This is a genomic window from Streptomyces sp. NPDC093089 (genome assembly GCF_044754405.1).
Lineage (GTDB): Bacteria > Actinomycetota > Actinomycetes > Streptomycetales > Streptomycetaceae > Streptomyces.
This window is the reverse complement of record NZ_JBIVPA010000012.1, coordinates 264,605-280,671: the sequence shown is the minus strand read 5'-3', so window position 1 is coordinate 280,671 and position 16,067 is coordinate 264,605. Positions and strand designations below refer to the sequence as shown.

Annotated in this window: 10 protein-coding genes; 4 read left to right on the top strand and 6 right to left on the bottom strand. The window is 74.6% G+C overall.

Going from position 1 to position 16,067, the window contains the following annotated elements:
• Nucleotides 1-208 precede the first annotated feature (208 nt).
• Nucleotides 209-1,906, top strand: a complete 1,698-nt coding sequence (locus ACIQFX_RS27900; protein ID WP_402468754.1) for a PucR family transcriptional regulator — start codon at nucleotides 209-211, stop codon at nucleotides 1,904-1,906.
• 273 nt (nucleotides 1,907-2,179) lie between these two features.
• Nucleotides 2,180-2,983: a hypothetical protein gene (locus ACIQFX_RS27895; protein WP_402468752.1), complete on the top strand. Its 804-nt coding sequence runs from the start codon at nucleotides 2,180-2,182 to the stop codon at nucleotides 2,981-2,983.
• A gap of 87 nt (nucleotides 2,984-3,070) precedes the next feature.
• Here ACIQFX_RS27895 and ACIQFX_RS27890 read toward each other — a convergent pair whose 3' ends face one another.
• A complete protein-coding gene (locus tag ACIQFX_RS27890) occupies nucleotides 3,071-4,747 on the bottom strand; it encodes a WD40 repeat domain-containing protein (RefSeq protein ID WP_402468750.1) in 1,677 nt (558 codons plus the stop codon).
• Between the two features lie 192 nt (nucleotides 4,748-4,939).
• A complete protein-coding gene (locus ACIQFX_RS27885; RefSeq protein WP_402468747.1) occupies nucleotides 4,940-5,881 on the bottom strand; it encodes a GntR family transcriptional regulator in 942 nt (313 codons plus the stop codon).
• Between the two features lie 190 nt (nucleotides 5,882-6,071).
• Between ACIQFX_RS27885 and ACIQFX_RS27880 the strand changes: the two genes are divergently transcribed.
• On the top strand, nucleotides 6,072-6,938 hold the full coding sequence (locus tag ACIQFX_RS27880; RefSeq protein WP_402468745.1) for a (2Fe-2S)-binding protein: 867 nt from the start codon (nucleotides 6,072-6,074) through the stop codon (nucleotides 6,936-6,938).
• Between the two features lie 204 nt (nucleotides 6,939-7,142).
• Nucleotides 7,143-8,249 (top strand): DUF2637 domain-containing protein, encoded by a 1,107-nt coding sequence (locus ACIQFX_RS27875; RefSeq protein WP_402468742.1) that lies wholly within the window; start codon nucleotides 7,143-7,145, stop codon nucleotides 8,247-8,249.
• A gap of 42 nt (nucleotides 8,250-8,291) precedes the next feature.
• On the opposite strand, the gene ACIQFX_RS27870 is transcribed toward ACIQFX_RS27875, so the two are convergent.
• The 4 genes from ACIQFX_RS27870 to ACIQFX_RS27855 form a co-directional block, all read right to left on the bottom strand.
• The gene (locus ACIQFX_RS27870) at nucleotides 8,292-8,696 is read right to left on the bottom strand and encodes an ATP-binding protein (RefSeq protein ID WP_402468739.1); all 405 of its coding nucleotides are present in this window, start codon (nucleotides 8,694-8,696) and stop codon (nucleotides 8,292-8,294) included.
• Nucleotides 8,697-8,763: 67 nt separating this feature from the next.
• Nucleotides 8,764-10,506 carry a pyruvate dehydrogenase gene (locus ACIQFX_RS27865; RefSeq protein WP_402468736.1) on the bottom strand — a complete coding sequence of 581 codons (1,743 nt, stop codon included), beginning with the start codon at nucleotides 10,504-10,506 and terminating at the stop codon, nucleotides 8,764-8,766.
• Between the two features lie 27 nt (nucleotides 10,507-10,533).
• On the bottom strand, nucleotides 10,534-12,024 hold the full coding sequence (locus ACIQFX_RS27860) for a protein phosphatase 2C domain-containing protein (RefSeq protein WP_402468733.1): 1,491 nt from the start codon (nucleotides 12,022-12,024) through the stop codon (nucleotides 10,534-10,536).
• A gap of 138 nt (nucleotides 12,025-12,162) precedes the next feature.
• A complete protein-coding gene (locus tag ACIQFX_RS27855) occupies nucleotides 12,163-15,936 on the bottom strand; it encodes a S8 family peptidase (RefSeq protein ID WP_402468730.1) in 3,774 nt (1,257 codons plus the stop codon).
• Between the last annotated feature and the right edge of the window lie 131 nt (nucleotides 15,937-16,067).

Genomic DNA, 16,067 nt, shown 5'->3' with positions numbered 1-16,067 from the left:
GTGTGTGGCCTAGTACACAAGCCCACGATCGCCCGGGTGCAGTCACCGAAAACATGAAGGAGTTGGCTGGCGCCCTTCGTCGTCTTGTAGATTCGAACGAAAGGCGGGAAACGGGAACCTCTCTGTTTTCCCCTGGAAACGGTGGCACCACGCCACCGTCGACAACGCGACACCCACCCTCACCCAACGAAGGAACGGCGGCGACACGATGCGGCTGCGCGCACTGCTGGAGAACGACGCGCTGGGGCTGCGCCTGCTCGGCGGCGAGGACGAGCTCGACCGGACCGTCCGCGGCGTGATGACGACGGACCTCAAGGACCCCAGCCGGTACCTGTCGGGCGGCGAGCTGGTGCTCACCGGCCTCGCCTGGCGGGCCGACCCGTCCGACGCCGAGCCCTTCGTCCGGATCCTGGCCTCGGCCGGGGTCGCCGCCCTGGCGGCCGGCGAGGCCGAGCTTGGCGACATCCCGGACGATCTCGTGGAGGCGTGTTCACGCCATCGGCTGCCGCTCTTCGCGGTCAACGAGTCCGTTGCGTTCGCGACGATCACCGAGCACGTTGTTCGACAGGTCTCCGGCGAGCGGGCCGGCGACCTGGCGGCCGTCGTGGACCGGCACCGGCGACTCATGACCTCGGGACCGGCGGGCGGCGGCCCCGAGGTGGTCCTCGACCTCCTCGGCTCCGACCTGGACCTGCGCGCCTGGGTCCTCTCCCCCACCGGCCGCCAGATCGCGGGCGCGGGAGAGCCCCTGGAGGCCGGTCTCGCGGCCACCCTGGCCGGTGAGCACCTGGCCGCCACCCGGACGGGCCGGCGCGGCCCGCACCGGCTGAACGCCGCCGGGGCGACGTACTCGCTCTTCCCGATCCGCAACACCGGCCGCGGCACCGCTCCGGCCTCCCGGGACGTGCGCGAGACGGTCCTGTCGGACTGGCTGCTCGCCGTCGAGGCGGACGCCGGGGACTGGCCGGCCGCCCGGCTCGACCTGCTCCAGGGCGTCACCCAGCTGATCGCGGTCGAGCGGGATCGCCGCGACGCGGCCCGCACGGTGCGCCGCCGGCTGGCCCAGGAGGTCCTGGAGCTGGTGCAGACGGGCGCCGCGCCCGCCGAGATCGCGGCCCGGCTGCGGGTCGCCGCCCCGGTGCTGCTGCCCGGGCTCGGCACGGCCCCGCACTGGCAGGTGGTCGTGGCCCGCGTGGAGTGGGAGCAGGAGGCCGGCCAGGGCTCCGCCGTGGACGGCGGGCCGGTCGCCCAGGCGCTCCTGGAGGAGATCCTGGTCGACCCGGCGACCGCGGGGGCCGAGTCCGCCGACCGGATCGCCGTCGCGCACAGCGGCGACGAGGCCATCGCCCTGGTCCCGCTGGCCGCGGGCCCGCTCCCGGACAGCGAGGACGAGGGCCCGGCGACCGCGCTCGGCCTGCACGCGGACGCCCTGCTCGCCGCCGTACGGGCCCCGCTCTCGGCCGGGCTCGCGGACGACGGGCGCCTCACGCTCGGCGTCAGCGCGGCCGTCGCCTCCGCGGAGGGGCTGCGCGGGGCCCTGGAGGAGGCCCGGCACGCCCGCCGGGTCGCCGCCGCACGCCCGGGCCGGGTCTGCGCCGCCGGCCACCACGAGCTGGCCTCGCACGTCCTGCTGCTGCCGTTCGTCCCGGACGACGTCCGCCGCGCCTTCACGGCCCGGTTGCTCGACCCGCTGCGGGACTACGACCGGCGCCACCGGGCGGAGCTCATCCCGACGCTGGAGGCCTTCCTGGACTGCGACGGCTCCTGGACGCGCTGCGCGACGCGACTGCACCTGCACGTGAACACGCTGCGCTACCGGGTGGGCCGCATCGAGCAGCTCACCGGTCGCGACCTCTCCCGCCTGGAGGACAAGCTCGACTTCTTCCTGGCCCTGCGGATGAGCTGATCCACTCCGCGCGGATTCACCCTTTCGATGGAGTCCGAAGGAGTGACGTCCGGGCTGGTGGGGCCCGTCGACCGGGTTCGCCGACGGGCCCCGCGGAGGCCTGATCCCGGGCCCGGCAGCGATCTGACGGCCTTTCGGCCGCTGCCCGGACGGCGGCGGCCGCACTCCTCGGACTCTTGTGAATTCTTTCACCTGCCCCCTTGGCCAGGTGCTGCCCATGTGCTGAGATGCGGGTCTACTCAACAGCTCAATGGCGCGCTCGGGGAGGGCAATGTGGCGGATACCGCCATGTCTGGTTCCGAATCAAGGGGTGGCGAAGATCCGTCCCTCGCCTATGGCAAGGAGACCCCCGTGGAGACCGCCATATGGCGGCTCCGCTCACGCGGGTGCTGGACGGACGCGGCCGCGCTGCTCGCGCCGCGCGCCACAGAACCCGCCGTCGCACTCGAACGGGCCGCGCTGCTGATCGAGCGCTGCCTCTACACCGAACAGGGCTGGGCCGACGCCGAGGAGGCGCTCCGGGCCGCCGAGGCGGTCGCCCGCACCGACGAGGAACGCGGGGCCGCCGCCTGCGAACGCGGCTATCTCGCCTACGCCTCCACGCTGTTGGGGGTGCGCGACCGGGCCGACGAGGCGCGGATGGCCCTGGGCCGGGCGGCGGCCCTGATCGCCCCCGACACCGAGGGCAGGCCGCTGCTCGACTTCCGGCGCGGGCTCGTCGCGCAGAACCTCGGCGACTCCCCGGAGGCGGCCCGTGCCGCGTACCGCAGGGCGCACGCGGGGGCGACCGCCCGGGGGGACTCGCTGCTGCTGTCCTTCACCTGGCGCCATCTGGCCGGACTGGCTTTACGAGACGGCGAGTTGGCGGAGGCGCGGCACGGCTTCGCCGAGTCGCTGCGGATCCGCGAGGAGCTGGGCTACCTGGTCGGCACCGCCCCGGCGCTGACCGCCCTCGCCGACGCCGAGACGGAACCGGAGGCCGGCCGGCTGCGGGCCGAGGCCCGGCGCCTCTTCCGCCTCCTCGGCGGGGTGCCGACCTGGCTGTCGGCCCAGCTGACGCCACGGACCGCGACCTGAAGTCCCTTACGGTCAAGGGCCGGTGAACGAGCGGGGGTTGGTCCCGCGACATGCGCGTCGCGAGACCAACCCTCGACTACAAGCGGACTAGCGAGACTTGGGCACGAGGCAGATCAGGCTCTCGTCCGTTCCGACGACGAGGGAGCCCGCTCCCGTGACGGCGACCGCGCGGATCGGGGGCCCCGGACGGAAGGACAACTTCGGTCCGCCTTCCGGGCGGTGGAGTTCGACGAGGCCGTCGGCCCAGGCCGCGGCGACCAGGGGGCCGTACGGGGTCTCCGTCGCGTGCAGGGAGACGACCGGGGACGGGCGCTCGGCGAGCGGGTCGGGGCGCGGGTCGCGCCCCGGGGTCCAGAGCCGTACCGTGCCGTCCGCGCCGCCGGAGCAGACGAACGGGGTCTCGGAGTCGACCGCCGCGACCGCCGTGACCCGGCCGCTGTGCGAGGCCGCCTGGTGCAGGCCGGTCAGACCGAAGGCGTGCACGGAACCGAGCCGGTCCCCCACCACCACGGAGCCCGCGATGGCCGCGAGGGCCGTGCCCGGGTGCCGGGCCAGCGTCGCCGACACGGCCTCGGTGAGGCGCTCCAGGTACGGGGCCCGGGGCGCGGTGCCCCGCACGGTGTGCAGCCTGCCGCGGTCGTCCAGGAGCAGCACCGTCCCGTCGGGCGCGGGCGCGAGCGCGGTGACCCGACCGGGGACGGTGTGCGCCAGGCGTCCGGCCGGGCCGGCGTCCGCCTCGTGCAGCAGCCGTACGGCCCCGGTGCGGTCGCCCACGAGCAGCGTCCCCTCCAGCGGGCCGCCGGCCGCGCCGAGCACGGTGACCGGACCGGGCCAGGGCGGCGTCAGGTCGCCCCGGTGGCGGGCCCACCTGAGCCGCCAGGGCGCGCCCTCCGCGAGCTCCTGGAGCGCGGGGCGCAGCCGGGGGTCGGCTCCGTCGCCGAGGGCGGCGAGCAGCACCGACGCGCGTTCCGCCGGGGGCTGTTCGCGGCAGAGCGACTGGCCGGCGCGCATCCACGCGGCGCGCAGCCCGCCGTGGTCGTCCGCAGCGCCCTCGCCGGGCCGGGCGGGGGCCTCGGGGCCGTCGAGGGTGCCGGGCACACCGGCGGGCGCGGCGCCGGTGACGTACGCGGTGGTGACGAGCAGCGGGTCGGCCACGCAGACCGCCACGGGGTCGGAGAGGTCGGGCAGCGGCCGGGGCGCGGGCCGGGCGGGGAGGACCTCGCCGGGTCCGGGGTCGCCGTCCAGGTCCACGAGCGTGACCCGGCGCTCGGCACGGAGCACGGCCGGGGCCGGGCTGCCGCTCCTGGCCTCGACCACCAGCCGGATCCTGCCCACGCCGGCGAGCTCCCCGATCAGCCGGGTGAGCTCGGCCGGCTCGGCCGCCGCGTGCAGGTCCGTCAGGAGCAGGACGGCCCGCCCGGCGGGCCTCGCGTCACTGGTGGCGAGCGCGTGGACGAGGTCGCCGGGCGACTTCGCCACCACGCCGAGCCGGTCGGCGATCGTCCACGTGGCACCGAGCACGCTCTGCCCGGCCAGCGGCACGAGGACCCGGCCGGTCCGCCGTCGCGGCCGCCCGGCCCGGGGTCCGTACGCGGCGAACCAGCCGAGCAGGGCCGTCTTCCCCGCGCCCGCCGCTCCGGTGACCACGCACAACCGCGGCGCCTCGGGGTCGGTCAGCCAGCCGAGCAGGGCCGCGGCCTCGGCTTCCGTACCGGTGGCGGGTCTACGTCCGTCCCATGCCGAGGACGGGGTCACGGACGTCATGGAGCACCTCACGGGCAAGACGGTGCGGGCGGCTGACGCCTCCGACTCTAGTCGCCCCGGAGCCCGGGAGTGCCTGGTCGATCGAGCCCGGTCCGGACGATGCCCGACGGGCCCCGGCGGAGCGCCGCCCGGCCGCCGACACGGCCGTCCGTCGAGCCGTCCGCCCGGTCGTCCGGCCGTCCGGTCGCCCGCTCAGCCGTCCGCGCCGGCGAAGTGCTCGCGCACGAGCGACTGGACGACGGTGAGGTCCTGGGCGATCAGGGCGTCGAGGAGGGCGGTGTGCTCGGCGGCGTCGGCGACGAGGTCGCCGTGGCGGAGGGCGGGGGCGCTGATCAGGGGCCACTGGGAGCGGCGGTGGAGGTCGTCGGCGATGGTGAGCAGCTGGGTGTTCCCGGCGAGGGAGAGGACGGCCCGGTGGAAGGCCCGGTCGGTCTCGGCGTAGTGGGCGCGGTCGCCCCGGGCGGCGGCGGCCGCGGTCGCCTCGGCGAGCGGCCTGAGCTCGGCCCAGCGGGCGGCCGGGACGGTGCGGGCGAGCCGCAGCATGACGGGGACCTCGATGAGCGCCCGGACCTCGGCGAGTTCGGCGAGTTCGCGCGGGGTGCGCTCGGTGACGCGGAAGCCCCGGTTCGGCACGACCTCCACGGCACCCTCGACGGCCAGTCGCTGCATGGCCTCGCGCACGGGTGTCGCCGAGACGCCGAAGCGTTCGGCGAGGGCGGGGGCGGAGTACACCTCGCCCGGGACGAGTTCGCCGCCGACGAGGGCGGTGCGGAGGGCGTCGAGGATCTGCCCGCGCACGGAGTGCCGCCGCACCTCGCGGGGGGCGGGCGCGGCCGCCCGGTCGTGGGTGTGCTCGCCGCGTGCGCCCGGGACGCCCCCCGCAGGCCCGGCGCCCGCGACGTGGGCGGGACCACCGGCGCCCGGGGCGCGGGCAGAGACGCCGATGCCCGGGACGTGGGTGGCGCCGGGTGTGTACCGGCCGTCGCGGGTGTCCTCCGTCGCACGGACGTACGGGGTGCCGCCGGGGCGTCCGGTGGTGTCCGCGCTCCGGCCCTGCCGGGGTACGCGTGCCGGGTCGCCGACGGGCGGGGACGGTCGGTCCGTCGCCCGCTCGCGCGCTGCGCTCTGCTCCACCCGGGTCCTCCTGGGGCCTCGTGCCGGGCCCGGCTCGCATGGGCCGGGTCCTCTGTGCACCATAGGCGAACGGACCGGCCTCGCGGGGGTGCGGGGCCGCCCCGCAGGTGGGGCGGCACGGTGGTGAGAGATGATCCCGAATCGGGTAAGGTAAGGCTAACCTGCCTACGATCGCGATTCGGTGGTCCGCATGACCGTCCCCGCCTTGTTGCCCGCTCCGCCCGCCTCGCCCGTCGCAGCCTCCTACGCACGACTCGCCGAGGCCTTCTCCGGCCTGCGGATAGAGGAACCGGCCCGGGGCGAGCGGCTGCCGCGCGGCGCGGGCTGGGTGGGCGCGGACGAACTCGCGGCCGGGGGCCCGGCCCTCGACGCCTTCCTCGCCTGGGACAACGCGCAGGTGCTGCGCGACTACGGCGCCCAGGCCCGCCCCGACGTCGTCGCGAGCTTCGGACTGCACCGCTACGCCTGGCCCGCCTGCCTCCTCGTCACCGTCCCGTGGTTCCTGCACCGCCGGGTGCCCCGGCTGGCCGCCGGGAACGTCGCCTTCCAGCGGGCGCTCGGCCGGATGTCGGTCCGGGTGGACGAGTTCGCCTGCCTGCCGGGCGACCCCGCCGCCGCCCTGCCCGGCGCCCGGGTCGTCGCCGACGAGGAGGCGCTGCGGGCCGAGGTCCGCGCCTCGCTCGCCGAGCACTTCGAGGCGGTCCTCGGCGGCTTCGGCCCCCGCATGAGGCGCGGTCGGCGGGCCCTGTGGGGCATGGCCACGGACGAGATCGTCGAGGGCCTCTGGTACGTCGGCGCGCTGCTCGGCGAGGAGCGGCGGGCGATGGACGAGCTCGAACTCCTGCTGCCGGGCACCTCCAAGCCGTACAAGCCGTACGCCGGCGGGGCGGGCTTCCGCGAGCTGGCCGGGTCCGAGGGCGCCGACGGAGCCCCGCGCGCCACCCGCGACCGGGCGACCTGCTGCTTCTTCTACACACTGCGCCCCGAGGACACCTGCCTCACCTGCCCGCGCACCTGCGACGCCGAGCGCGTCCGCCGACTGGCCGCGACCGCCTGAGGCTCCCGGGTGATTACGCCACCCGCACGGGTGGCGTAAATCGAACCCAATTCCCCTTCCTTGTATGTGCGTTCGACCAGATCGCACCTATTCGTATGCCGTGGGCCCCCGATGGCGTGCTCTTGCCCGGAAACCCCTTGAGCACCGCACGGGGTCGGCCAGTATGGGCCGCCAAACGCCCTACTGCGATGCAAGGGACACCGCATGAGACTGACCGACATATCGCTGGACTGGCTGCTTCCGGGCGGCGTGATGGTGGCCGGAGTCCTGACGGCGGTGGCGGTGCTCGCGCGCGGGAAGCGCGCCGGTGACCAGGCCGCGGCCGAGGACTCCTGGGAACGCAGCGAGGAGCGCCGCAGACGCAAGGAGGCGGTCTACGGCACCGCGTCCTACGTCCTCCTCTTCTGCTGTGCCGCGGTCGCCGCGGCGCTCTCCTTCCACGGGCTCGTCGGCTTCGGCCGGCAGAACCTCAACCTCACCGGGGGCTGGGAGTACCTCGTCCCGTTCGGCCTCGACGGCGCGGCCATGTTCTGCTCGGTCCTCGCGGTGCGCGAGGCCAGCCACGGCGACGCGGCCCTCGGCTCGCGGCTCCTCGTCTGGCTGTTCGCCGGCGCGGCCGCCTGGTTCAACTGGGTCCACGCGCCGCGCGGCCTGGGCCACGACGGCGCCCCGCAGTTCTTCGCGGGCATGTCCCTCTCGGCGGCCGTCCTCTTCGACCGGGCCCTGAAGCAGACCCGCCGGGCGGCGCTGCGCGAGCAGGGCCTGGTGCCCCGCCCGCTGCCGCAGATCCGGATCGTCCGGTGGCTGCGGGCCCCCCGGGAGACCTTCGCCGCCTGGTCGCTGATGCTGCTGGAGAACGTGCGGACGCTCGACGAGGCGGTCGACGAGGTGCGCGAGGACCGTCGGGAGAAGGAGCAGAACCGGATCCGGCGGCGCGACCAGGTCAAGCTCGACCGGGCACGGCTCAAGGCGATCAACCGCCAGCACCGCGCCTTCGGGCTCGGCCGGGGCGGCGGCCGCCAGGTCGAGATGGCCGCGCTGAACGCCACGGCCGGTTCCGGCCCGGGCGTGGGCGCCGGGTCGGGCTCCGCGACGGCCGCCGTGCAGGCCGCCGTCGCGGAGCCCGCCATAGCGGACCCCGGACAACTGCCGCTTCGACCCCGGCCCTCCCTGCAAGCCGTGAGGGGCGCTGAGTCCCGCACGGGCGACTCCCGGACGGTGGACCTCACCGCCGAGGACGACACCCAGACGCTGCCCCGGCTCGACTCCCTGGAGCGCAAGCTCAAGGACCTGGAGCAGCAGTTCGGCTGAGCACGGATCGTGGAGTACCCGCAAGACCGGTGGGGCCGCCTCTCAGGCGGCCCCACCGTTCAGTTCGAACCACACCACCTTGCCCACGCCGCTGTCCTCGACCCCCCACGAGTCGGCCAGGGCCTGGACGAGCACGAGTCCCCTGCCGTGCGTACCGTCGTCGGCGGGCGGTGCGGGTGGCGCCTCCAGGCCGGGGACGAAGTCCCGGACCTCGACCCTGAGCTGCTCGGGGACGACCGTCGCCGTGACGACGGCCCCGTGGCCGGTGTGCACCAGGGCGTTGGTCACCAGTTCGCTGGTGAGCAGTTCGGCCACGTCGGAGGCGCCCGGTCCGCCCCACTTCCGCAGCATTTCCCGCAAGGCATGTCGTACCTCCGGCACCGCGGTGAGATCCGCGCCTCCCACCTTCCTGAGCAGTTGAGTCGGCTGTCGCGCCTCCCCGGCCATAACCCCCACCCACAGTCGTCGAACAGGCTCACGGGGATGCATGCCCCGCCGGGGCGCCCGCATTCCCTCAGGGGCGGGGCACGTTCCGGAGGTTGGAGCGGGCCATCTGCAGCATCCGGCCCACGCCGCCGTCGAGGACGATCTTGCTGGCGGAGAGGGCGAAGCCGGTCACCATCTCGGCGCTGATCTTCGGTGGGATGGAGAGCGCGTGGGGGTCGGTGACGACGTCGACGAGCGCGGGGCCCTTGTGCTTGAAGGCGTCCCTGAGGGCGCCCGCCAGCTGCTTGGGCTTCTCGACCCGGACGCCGTACGCCCCGGCGGCGCGGGCGATGGCGGCGAAGTCGGGGTTCTTGTTCGTCGTCCCGTACGAGGGGATGCCGGAGACGAGCATCTCCAGCTCCACCATGCCGAGCGAGGAGTTGTCGAACACGATCACCTTCACGGGCAGGTCGTACTGGACCAGGGTGAGGAAGTCGCCCATCAGCATGGAGAACCCGCCGTCGCCGGAGAGCGAGACGACCTGCCGGTTCCGGTCGGTGAACTGGGCGCCGATGGCCTGCGGGAGCGCGTTCGCCATGGAGCCGTGGGTGAACGAACCGATGATCCTGCGCCGCCCGTTGGGCGAGAGGTAGCGGGCCGCCCAGACGTTGCACATGCCGGTGTCGACGGTGAAGACGGCGTCGTCGTCGGCGAGTTCGTCGATCACGGAGGCGACGTACTCGGGGTGGACGGGGACGTGCTTCTCGACCTTGCGGGTGTACGCCTTGACCACGCCCTCCAGCGCGTCGGCGTGCTTCTTCAGCATCTTGTCCAGGAAGCGCCGGTCGGTCTTGGCCCGGACGCGCGGGACGACGCAGCGCAGGGTCTCACGGACGTCGCCCCAGACGGCGAGGTCGAGCCGCGAGCGGCGGCCGAGGCGCTCGGGCCGGACGTCCACCTGCACGATCCTGACGTCGTCGGGCAGGAAGGCGTTGTACGGGAAGTCGGTGCCGAGCAGGATCAGCAGGTCGCACTCGTGGGTGGCCTCGTAGGCGGCGCCGTATCCGAGCAGTCCGCTCATGCCGACGTCGTACGGGTTGTCGTACTGGATCCACTCCTTGCCGCGCAGGGCGTGGCCGACGGGCGACTTCAGCCGCTCGGCGAACTGCATCACCTCGGCGTGCGCGCCGGCCGTGCCGCTGCCGCAGAAGAGCGTCACCCGATCGGCCTCGTCGATCATCCGTACCAGCGCCTCGATCTCGCCGTCGCCGGGACGGACGGTGGGCCGGGTGGTGACGAGCGCGGTCTCCGCCGTCTTCTCGGGGGCCGGCTGGGAGGCGATGTCGCCGGGCAGCGAGACGACGCTGACGCCGCCGCGTCCGACGGCGTGCTGGATCGCCGTGTGGAGCAGCCGGGGCATCTGCCGCGGGTTGGAGATGAGCTCGCTGTAGTGGCTGCACTCGCGGAACAGCTGGTCGGGGTGGGTCTCCTGGAAGTAGCCGAGGCCGATCTCGCTCGACGGGATGTGCGAGGCGAGGGCGAGCACCGGGGCCATGGAGCGGTGGGCGTCGTACAGGCCGTTGATCAGGTGCAGGTTGCCCGGTCCGCAGGAGCCGGCGCAGGCGGCGAGGCCACCGGTGATCTGGGCCTCGGCGCCCGCCGCGAAGGCCGCCACCTCCTCGTGCCGCACCTGGATCCAGTCGAGCTCCGGGGTGCGGCGGATGGCGTCGACGACCGGGTTCAGACTGTCGCCCACCACTCCGTACATGCGCCGGACCCCGGCGCGCACGAGGATGTCGACGAACTGTTCCGCCACGTTCTGTTTGGCCATGGCTCCATCAACACACGGCCCGGCGCGTTACGCCTCCCAGACGGCGGCCCCCGTGCGGTCGTCGGCGTAGCCGGTCACCCTCAGCTGGGTGTCGGCCAGGAAGGCCGCGAGGCCGGGGGGTTCCTGGTCCGTCCAGCGGTCCGCGAGGGCGTGCGCGAGGGCGGGTTCGCCGCGCATCGGCTCGGCGAGGCCCGGCGAGGCGAGGAGCAGGGTGTCGCCGGGGCGGGCGACGGAGGCGCGGAACCGGAACGGCTCGGGCGGCGGCGGCACCGGCTCCTCCATGACCGGCCCGGGCGCGGTCGTGATGCCGAGGTCCATGGTGAGCCGGTCGCCCTCCTCGGTGGCCTCCGCGACCGGCGGCGGCGAGCCGAAGCCGAGGACGGGCGCGCCGACGGCGGCCGGTTCGGGCAGGAGCGGTTCGAGGTCCTGCCAGGCGCCGTCGCGGAGCCGGAAGAGCCCGCCGCCGCCGATGCCGAAGAAGACCCGGGTGCGGCACTCGGGGTCGGCGGGCAGGAGCAGGCAGCGCAGGGTCGCGGTGTACTCGTCGGGGGCGAGGCCGCGTTCGGCGGCGCGCGCCCTGAGCTTGCCGTACGTGCGGTCGGTGAGCCGGTGCAGACCGGACTTGAGGTCGCCGCGGCGGCCCGACCTGATGTCCTCGGAGAGCCGGGCGTGGCTGCGGCAGACGGCCTCGGCGATCCAGTGGCAGGCGTCGGCGGCGGCCAGGTGGGCGTCCTCGGCGGCGCGGGAGCCGGCGGCGACGGCGACGAGGACGAGGGCGGTCTCGTCGTGCCCGAAGCGGGCGGTGAGCAGGGCGTCGCGGCGGGGCTCGCCCCGGTAGCGGGCGGAGTCGCCGCGCACGGAGGCGGCGCGCAGCGTGCAGGTGCCGTAGCGGGCGCCGTCGAGGACGGTGTCGGGAACGAGGTCGGCGAGCTCGCCGGGCCGGGCGACGGGCAGGGCGGTGGGCTCGGCCTCGTAGGTGGGCGGTCTGCTGCCGACGAAGCCGGTCCGCGGCCGGGGCAGGTCCACGGGCACGGAGACCTCGACGGTGAGGTCGGTGTCGTGGCCTGGCGCAGTGCCTGGGCCGACGTCGGCGTCGGTGTCCGGGCCGGCCTCGGTGTCGGTCCTGGCGTCCGTGGGGGTCCAGGTGTCGGGCGCCGGCTGCCCTGCCGTCGGCTCCGGTGGCCCCGGCACCTGGACGGTGGGGGTCTCGACGGGCGGGTCGGCGGGCGGCGGCGGTGCCGGGAAGGTCCGCGGCCCCGCCTCGGGCACCTCCCAGGGCGCCCGGCCGGGTGCCGGAGGAGGCAGGGCGGGGAGCACGCCTCGTGCGGGTGGCGGCGGTGCCGGAAGCGGCGCCGGCTCCGGTGGTGGCGGTGGTGGTGTCGGGCCCGGTGGGGCGGGTGTGGCGCGGGGCGCCGTGTCGAAGTGGTCGTCGAGCGTGTCACCCGAGACCGTCGGGGCCGTGTCCGGCGCCGCGTCGTCGTAGAGCTTGTCCCACCAGTTGTCCCCCTGCTGAGTCATGCCCTTATTGTCCACCGCTCGCGGCGCCCGAAAACGGGACATCGGGAAAAGCGCTGCTGCAAACGGGTGGTCCGCACAGGGGTGGTCCGCCGGGCGGCCCCACCCCCCACGGGAAGGACGCCCGGCGGACCGGCGTGATCAGCGCACGTCGTAAGCGCGGATCACGGTCTGGGTGACGGAGTTGCCGTTGGCGTCCGTCAGTTCGGTCCTCAGTGTGACCTGCTTGCCGGTCGCGCCCGCGTGGTTCACGGTCGCGGTCCAGCCGCCGCCCTGCTGAGAGACCCGCGCTTCGGTCCAGGTCGTGCCCCCGTCGTAGGAGTACGAGAGCCTGGCCGAGGTGAGCGCTGCGGGAGTGTAGCCCGCGTGACCCGTCGCGGTGAGGCCGATCTGCTGGCCGTCGGTCGCGGCGAGGGTCTTGAGTCCGTCCTCCGGAAGGTCGTACCGGGGGAAGAGAATCGGGATGCCTTGAGAATAGACCGTCTCATCAAGCTTGGAGGTGAATTTCCACACCGAGTTGACGGACGTGGAGCGGGCCCACACCCTGCTGCCGATCTTCGTCGTGTTCTGTTCGAGGGTGTACGTCCCGGCTTCGGCCGGTACCTCGAAGACGCCGAACGGCCAGCTGCTCTGACCGAGGACCTCGCCGTCGCGGCTGAGCCGGACGTTGCCGATGTCGCCGAAGGAGCCGGGCACGGCGTGGTGGGTGCGGTCGCCCCACATGGCGTCGGCGAAGCCGATGAGGTTGCCCTGGCGCTCGGCGACGAGGACCGGCGCGCCGGTCGTGTCGCGCGGGGCGGTGGGGGCGAGGACGCCGTCGTACCACTTCTCGGCGCGCTTCTCGCCGGGGGCGTACGCGTGCGGGGTGGCGACCATGATCTCCCCGAACGGGAAGCTGCTGCCGACCATCGGTTCCCAGGTCGTGTCGCCGGCCGAGTAGTACTCGGTGCGGGTGCCGGGCGCGGGGACCGTCTCCAGCGAGCCGAAGCCGATGCGGACGCCGTCCGGGCGGCGCGCCGCCGGGAAGTCGACGAAGTCGGTGGCGATGCCCGCCGACCCGTAGGTGGAGTCCGTGCGGCCGAGCTCGCCGTCGCGGACGCGGTAGGCCTTCTCGTCGCGGAGCGCCCCGGGCTCGGGGAACGCGAGGTTGTAGAGGTACGGGCTCTTCGCGGTGGCGTTCCAGGTGAGGGTGACCTCGCCGGCGGCCAGCCTGCCGAGGAGGGCGGTCGCCTCGTCGGCCGGGACGGAGAGGACCGGCAGGCCGAGTCCGGTGAAGCCGCCGCTCGGGTACCAGCGGCCGGGGGCCGTGTGGTGGGCGATGACGGCGACGGCGCCGGCGGCCTTGGCGTTGCGGGCGAGGGCGCCGGCGGCGGTGGAGTCGTCCGGCAGCCGGACGAGGGCGACGCGGCCCTGGACGCCGGCGGCCTTGAGCTCGTCGGGGGTGCCGGTCCCGGCGTCGACGAGGCGGGCGGAGCCGGTGCCGTCCAGGTTGTCGGAGGCGATGGAGGCCGTGAGCGGGTGCAGCGTCAGGCCGTCGGCGGTGCGCAGCGAGGTGATCTGCGGGGCGGCGGCCCGCCAGTAGCTGCCGAACTCGAAGTCGCCCTCGTCGGCCCGGCCTTCGACCGAGGCGTAGTAGCCGCGGATGGTGCGCGGACCGGTGGCGGTTCCGGCGTGCAGCCAGAAGCCGTCCCAGGAGCGGGCGAACGCGAGCGTGGCGCCGCGGAGTTCGGTGGCCTTGTCGGTCCTCACCGACAGCTTGTGGGCCTCCCGGGCGTCGAGGACGACGGTGGTGTCCTTCTTCAGTTCCAGCTGCGGGCGGCCGAGGTAGCTGAGCGAGTCGGTCAGCCGGGCGCCCTCGCCCGCGTCGGGCGTGGTGACGAAGGAGGAGAGGAAGTAGCTGCCGGGACGCAGGCGGTAGACCTGGTCGTCGGCGCCGTCGTTGAAGCGGCGCTCGCCGCTGGCGTCGTCGGTGCCGATGACGTCGAGGGAGGAGGCGCCGGTCGCCGGCTTGCCCTGACGGTCGATCAACTTGACGCGCAGGGTGACCGTTTCGGGCTCGACGTAGAGCGAGAACGGGGTGGAGACGTGGATGCCGCCGGGGCCGGTGGCGAGGACGCGGCCGGTGACGTCGCCGTACTGGGCGTGCTCCAGGCTGGCGGCGGGGTCGAGCGCGAGGGGGACCTGGACGGTGGTGCCGGCCGGGACGGTGACGGTGCCCGCGCCGAGCCGGGCGACGGCCGATCGGACGGCGGAGCCGTCGTTGCCGGTGACCTTCTCGACGGCCAGCCGCAGGGTGACGGGGGCGTCGGAGGTGTTGGTGTACGGCACGGAGACCGTGGTGCGGTCGCTCTTGTCCTGCGGCCAGCCGAAGGTGCCGCCCTGGACGGCGGGGGCGCCGAGGACCGTCTGGTCGATGGCGGCCTTGACGTCGAGGCGCCCGCCGCCGACCTCGCGGACGTCGCCGGGGAGGTCGCTGTCGGCGGAGGAGACGAGGGCCGCCTTGACCTGCTGGGCGGTCCAGTCGGGGTGGCGCTGCTTGACGACGGCGGCGGCGCCCGCGACGTGCGGGGTCGCCATCGACGTACCGGACATGGACTGGTAGGCGGACACGCCCCGGCCGCCGGCCGCGGCGGCGGAGATGCCGACGCCGGGCGCCGCGATCTCGGGCTTGAGGGTGTGGTTGACGATCGTCGGGCCGCGGCTGGAGAACCAGGCGGTGGAGTCGTCGCGGTCGGTGGCGCCGACGGTGAGCACGCCGGGCGCGCAGCCGGGTGAGGAGACCGTGTTGAGGGTCGGGCCCGAGTTGCCGGCGGCGATGACGAACAACGTGCCCTTGTTCCGGGCGAGTTCCTCGGCGGCGACGCTCATCGGGTCGGTGCAGTCGGTGGGTACGGGGCTGCCGAGGCTCATGGAGACGACGTCGGCGCCCTGGGCGACGGCCCACTCCATGCCGGCGATGATCCAGGAGGCGGCGCCGGAACCGGAGTCGTTGAGGACCTTGCCGTTGAGGAGCGCGGCTCCGGGAGCGACGCCCTTCTTCTTCCCGCCGCTCGCGGCGCCGGAGCCGCCGACGGTGGAGATCGTGTGGGTGCCGTGACCCTGGCGGTCGTCGGTGGTCTCGGAGTCGGTGAAGTTCTCCGAGGCGACGATGCGGCCCTTGAGGTCGGGGTGCTCGGCGTCGGCGCCGGTGTCGAGGACGGCGACCTTGGTGCCCGTGCCGTCGTAGCCGTCGGCCCAGGCCTCGGGGGCGTGGACCTGCTTCGTCGACTGCTCCAGGGTGGCCTCGACCTTGCGGTCGAGCCAGAGCTTCTTCAGCCCGGCGGCGGAGCGGGCGCCCGGCGCCTTGATCTCGGCCCAGAAGGTGGCGGCCTGCTTCTTCTCGGCCGTAAGGGCGACGCCGTCGACGGCCTTGAGGACCTGGCCGCGCCGGGCGCCGCGCGGGGCGGCGGGGACGGAGCGGGCGAGGTCGGAGCCGTAGACCGCGATGAGGGGCAGCGTGGTGGTGGCCGCGTCGTCGTAACCCTGACGGACGAGGCCGGTGACGTTGAAGAGCTCTTCGTCGACGCGTCCGGCGGCGAGCGCGTCGGCGGCGTCCTCGGGGTAGACGTACAGGTCCTTGCCGGAGCGGCGGGTCTGGACGAAGGGGACGGTGCCGTCCTCGCGCGGGAGGACGGTGGCCGCCGGGTCGCCCTGGGCGTCACGGGTGACCAGGACGCGGTCTCCGGTGACGAGGGTCACCGTGGCGGCCCGGCCGCCGGTGCCCTGGCCGGCGAGGGCCGCGGCCTCGCTGCCGACCAGCGGTCGCTTGCCGGTCGTGTCGTCCTGCGGCGCGTCGGCCATGGACGGCGCGACCGCGGTGACGGCCAGGACGGCGGCGGTCGCCGCCCCCAGGGCCGTACGCGAAATCGGGCGCATCGCTCTCCCCATCTGAATTCGGAAAAAGGTTGCAAAGAGCCCTTCTCCGAAGGTGGTTGGTGCTGCGGTGGCGCCACATTGGCAGAGGTGAGGGCGGTGCAGGGATGATGGGCGAGGCGGGAATGCGCCGT